The organism is Kitasatospora sp. NPDC094016, from assembly GCF_040304045.1.
GTDB lineage: Bacteria > Actinomycetota > Actinomycetes > Streptomycetales > Streptomycetaceae > Kitasatospora.
In genome coordinates, this window is record NZ_JBEOUK010000095.1 from 1 (window position 1) to 4,058 (window position 4,058).

The 4,058-nt window shown below is 72.2% G+C and carries 4 protein-coding genes and 1 pseudogene; 2 read left to right on the plus strand and 3 right to left on the minus strand.

The annotated features are described in order from the left end of the window. Nucleotides 1–103: 103 nt before the first annotated feature. The 3 genes from ABT015_RS37775 to ABT015_RS37785 form a co-directional block, all read right to left on the minus strand. A complete protein-coding gene (locus tag ABT015_RS37775; protein ID WP_350887849.1) occupies nt 104–1,363 on the minus strand; it encodes a TolB family protein in 1,260 nt (419 codons plus the stop codon). Nucleotides 1,364–1,599: 236 nt separating this feature from the next. Next, the gene (locus ABT015_RS37780; protein WP_350887852.1) at nt 1,600–2,370 is read right to left on the minus strand and encodes a lysophospholipid acyltransferase family protein; all 771 of its coding nucleotides are present in this window, start codon (nt 2,368–2,370) and stop codon (nt 1,600–1,602) included. 266 nt (nt 2,371–2,636) lie between these two features. Further along, the gene (locus tag ABT015_RS37785; RefSeq protein WP_350887854.1) at nt 2,637–3,062 is read right to left on the minus strand and encodes a DUF4395 domain-containing protein; all 426 of its coding nucleotides are present in this window, start codon (nt 3,060–3,062) and stop codon (nt 2,637–2,639) included. Nucleotides 3,063–3,278: 216 nt separating this feature from the next. On the opposite strand from ABT015_RS37785, the gene ABT015_RS37790 reads away from it, so the two are divergent. Together ABT015_RS37790 and ABT015_RS37795 are read left to right on the plus strand one after the other, a co-directional pair. Further along, complete coding sequence (locus ABT015_RS37790; protein ID WP_350887856.1) at nt 3,279–3,680, plus strand: thioredoxin family protein; 402 nt, start codon at nt 3,279–3,281, stop codon at nt 3,678–3,680. 265 nt (nt 3,681–3,945) lie between these two features. Next, nucleotides 3,946–4,058, plus strand: a pseudogene (locus ABT015_RS37795) (electron transfer flavoprotein subunit beta); the annotation flags it as partial.

Consider the following 4,058-nt stretch of genomic DNA (forward strand, 5'->3'; position numbering starts at 1 on the left):
GGTACTGCAGGGGGGACCCTGTGGGAGAGTAGGACGCCGCCGAACAATCATTCACAGAGAACCCCCATCCGGGAGACCGGATGGGGGTTCTCTGCGTTGTGCTTCACTCGTCCTGGAATTCTTCATCCTCTTCCCACGGCCGCGATTGTGCCTGGGCCGATGTCCGGCCATCGGGTTGGGGCGGTACCGCCGCCGTTCCCCACGCCGGCCGGGTCAGCCAGGCGTCCCTGTCGTTGGTGAGCCGGGCGATTCCCGTCCCGTCCGGCCGCATGGTGTAGAGGTCGGCCTCGGAGCCGGCGGGGGCCTGGGCGAACACGATGGACTTGCCGTCGGGCGCGTAGGACGCGGTGCCGTAGAAGACGTTGGACGGCGCGGGGGTCAGCGCGCCGATGGCGGTGCCGTCGGGGTGGACGGTGTAGATGCCGCCGCCGGGGGCGTCGGCGCGGCCGGCCGGGTAGGTGGTGAAGAGGATCTGGGTGCCGTCGGGTGACCAGTTGGCGCGGTCTCCGGCGCGCAGTTCCCAGGGGGTGAGCTGCCGCAGCCCGGTGCCGTCCGCGGCGACGACGTAGATGGCGCGGCTGTTGGCGGGCTGACCGGTGGCACCGGTGCGGTACTCGAAGGTGAGTTGCTTGCCGTCGGGGGACCAGCTGGGGTTGCTGACCTGCCCGGAGTACGGCTTGTCGTTGGTGAGGAAGGTGAGCCGCTGGACGTCGGTGCCGTCGGGGCTCATCAGGTAGAGGTCCGAGTACTGGATCTGGTTTCTGTCGGCCTGGTCGAGGGCGCCCCAGGAGCGGCTGAAGGCGAGTTGCTTGCCGTCGGGCGAGTAGGCGGGGGCGCGTTCGTCCTCGTTGGTGCAGTCGGCGGTGCCGGTCTCGCAGAGCTGGCCGATCTGGCGGGCGCCGTCGCCGCTGGTGGAGACCGTCCAGAGGCGGGCGGCGCCGCTCCGTGGGTCGGTCCGGTCGAAGGCGATCGTGCTGCCGTCCGGGGACCAGTCGGGGCGGTCGTCGCGGGTGCGGTCGGGCGGCTGGGTGACCTGGTGCCAGTCGGTGCCGTCGGGTGCGAGGGTGACGATGGCGCTGGTGGTGCGGGCGGCGTTGAGGAATTCCCCGCCGACGATCAGACCGTTGTGCGCGGGGGCCGCAGGTGTTCCGGCGGCGGCGCCGACCACGCCGGGGCTCGCGGCGGCGGTCGTCGACTCGGGTGCGGCGGAGGGGGCGTCCGCCTGGATCTCCGACAGGGGGATCTCACCGGGTTCGGCGCCGCACCCGGTGAGCAGGGCGCTCAGCAGCAGAAGGCCCGCACCGGTGCTGGCGCGGGTGCGGGCCTCGGGTGTGGACCTGGGGGACTGCCCTGTGCGGGTCATCCGTGTCATATCCGCTCCGACCTTTCCGACCTCTCCGGCGTTCGCTCCGTCTCCGATGCAGGACGAAGGCCCCTCAAAGGGGCTGTCACTGTGTCAGACGGGGAGCGTCGGCGACCGGGCGACACGCGACGCCTGGCGTTCGGTCGGTCACACGGAGTAGAAGGTCTCGCGGAGTGGCGAAGCGGGGCGCCGGTGCGGGGCGGAACAGGGACGGGGTGGACCCGGGGCGGGGCCGGTCAGCCCCGGGCGGCGCGGCGCTCGGCCTTGGCGAGGGCCTCCGCCTCGTCCTCGGCCTCGGCGACCTCCAGGGTGGGCGCGGTGCCGTCGAGGTGGGTGGGCAGCCACCAGGTGTCGTCCGGGCCGGAGGGCTTGCCGGGGTACTCGCGCTGGGCCTGGTCGAGCATCTCGCTCATGGCCGCACGCAGCCGTCTGGTGACCATGACGGGCTTGTCGTTCGGGCCCAGGTGAATCGGTTCGCCGATCATGATGGTGACGGGGACGTGGCGCTTGGTCAGGGTCTTCGGGCGGCCCTTGGTCCAGAGCTGCTGGGTGCCCCAGAGGATGACGGGCAGCAGCGGGGTGCCGGAGTCGGCGGCCATCCGGGCGGCGCCGGTCTTGAACTTCTTCAGCATGAACGAGCGGCTGATGGTCGCCTCGGGGAACACCCCGACGACCTCGCCGGCCTTGAGGGCGCGCACGGCGGCCTCGTACGCGGGCTGCCCGTCGGTGCGGTCGACCGGGATGTGCTTCATGCCGCGCATCAGCGGGCCGGAGACCCGGTGCTTGAAGACGTCGTCCTTGGCCATGAAGCGGGTCTTGCGCTTGCCGCCGCGGTAGGCGCCGAGGCCGGCGAAGAGGAAGTCCAGGTAGCTGATGTGATTGCTGACCAGTACGGCTCCGCCCCTGGCGGGGATGTTCTCGGCGCCTACGATCTTGATCCGCACGTCGAGCGCACGGAAGGCGGTGAGTGCGGCGCCGATCACCGGCGGGTACACGAACTCTGCCACGGTCAGTCCTGACTTCCACGGGCCGGAGCCCGGTACGGCGGGTACCCGCGTCGCTGAGCGGGGGCCGACCGGAGCGCGGCACGCCGCGGCGGTCACGGGTGATTCACGGAGATGATCCCCCGAACGAGTGCCTGCTGTCACCTGAGCCGTGCGGTCAAGCGGATATTCGAGGTGTGATCTCCGTGATGAGTTCGGGTGGGAACTTTTCCCTTCCCGGCGACCTGGAGGCCCGCTCCGTCCCGGAGGCCCAGGGACCCGAGGGGTGGCTAGGCTCCGGCGCCGAGGCGTCCCTGGGCGCGGCGGACGAAGGGGTAGACCTCACGGCCGAGGCAGTAGCCGAACGCGGCGTTGAGGAAGGCCGCGGCCAGGGCGAAGGCCGTGGCCAGGAGGCCGAGCCAGGCCACCCCGGTGAGGAAGCCGAGGGCGCCGACGACGGCGAACACCAGGCCGACTCCCTGCGCGAAGCGGGGCGGCCGCTCGTCCTCGGTCTCGGAGGGCGGGGCCAGCCGGGGGAGGAGGAGGGCCTGGTAGAGCCAGCCGTAGGGCGAGAGCCGCAGGCCGCCGAACGCGCCGAGTGCGAAGACGAGGGCCTGGACGGCCAGCAGCACGTCGCTGCCGGTGATGAGGGCGGCGGCCAGTACGACCGAGGTGAGCGCGGCGGCGAAGCGGGGACCGCGGGGGTCGATCTGCACGAGGGCTCCGGGAGGGTCGCGACGGGCGGCGGCGGGGCGCGTCAGCGACAGCGGGTGGTGGTGGCCCGGCCCAGGTCGACGACGCGACGGGAGGTCAGCAACGGCGGTGCGGTGCGGTCGGATTCCACCCGGCGATCGTACGCGGGCCCGGCCCGGTGGTCGACCTCCCTTTTGAGGCCCGGGGCCGCTGCCGCAGACTGGGGACGGCCGGGTTGGGTGGTGTGCGTCGTCGTGGCGGCGCCGGTGACCGCCTTCGGGCTGCTACGGGCACGGCACGACGGGAGGCTGAGGGTGCGCACCAACGGCGGGGCGGTACGGCTGTCGGAGGCGGAACTGGGCGGGGCGCTCGGCGAGCGGGCGACGCTGGTTCAGTTCTCGACGGCGTTCTGTCAGCCGTGCCGGGCCACCCGCCGGGTGCTCGCGGAGGTGGCCGGCATGGTCGACGGGGTGGCGCACGTCGAGGTGGATGCCGAGGAGCGGCTGGAGCTGGCTCGCCGGCTGGAGATCCTGCGGACGCCGACGGTCCTGGTGCTGGACGGGGGCGGCCGGGTGGTGCGCCGGGCGGCCGGACTGCCGCGCAAGGTGGATGTGATCGCGGCGCTCGGCGAGGTGGTGTGAGCCGGGGGCCCGGGCGATCCTGCGGCGGATATGTAGTCCGATCAGGTGGTGCCGGGGCTGCCCTGGGGCAGGATGGGCGGAGACGGAAGTGCAGCCGCCCGGCCTAAGCTACTGGCCAGTAGTGACCACTGGACTACTGCCGAGTATGCTGCCAGGAAGTTCCGGACCGGCACGGGAACCCGCTGCCCGGAGCGGGCGCGCACCGTGTTCGCGCCCCGCTTGCACAGCCGCAGCCGCCGGACGAGACCAGTACAGGAGACAGGCCGTGAGCTTGAGGATCGTTGTCTGTGTGAAGTACGTGCCGGACGCGACGGGTGACCGTCGGTTCGCGGACGACCACACCACCGACCGGGAGGGTGTGGACGGCCTCCTGTCGGA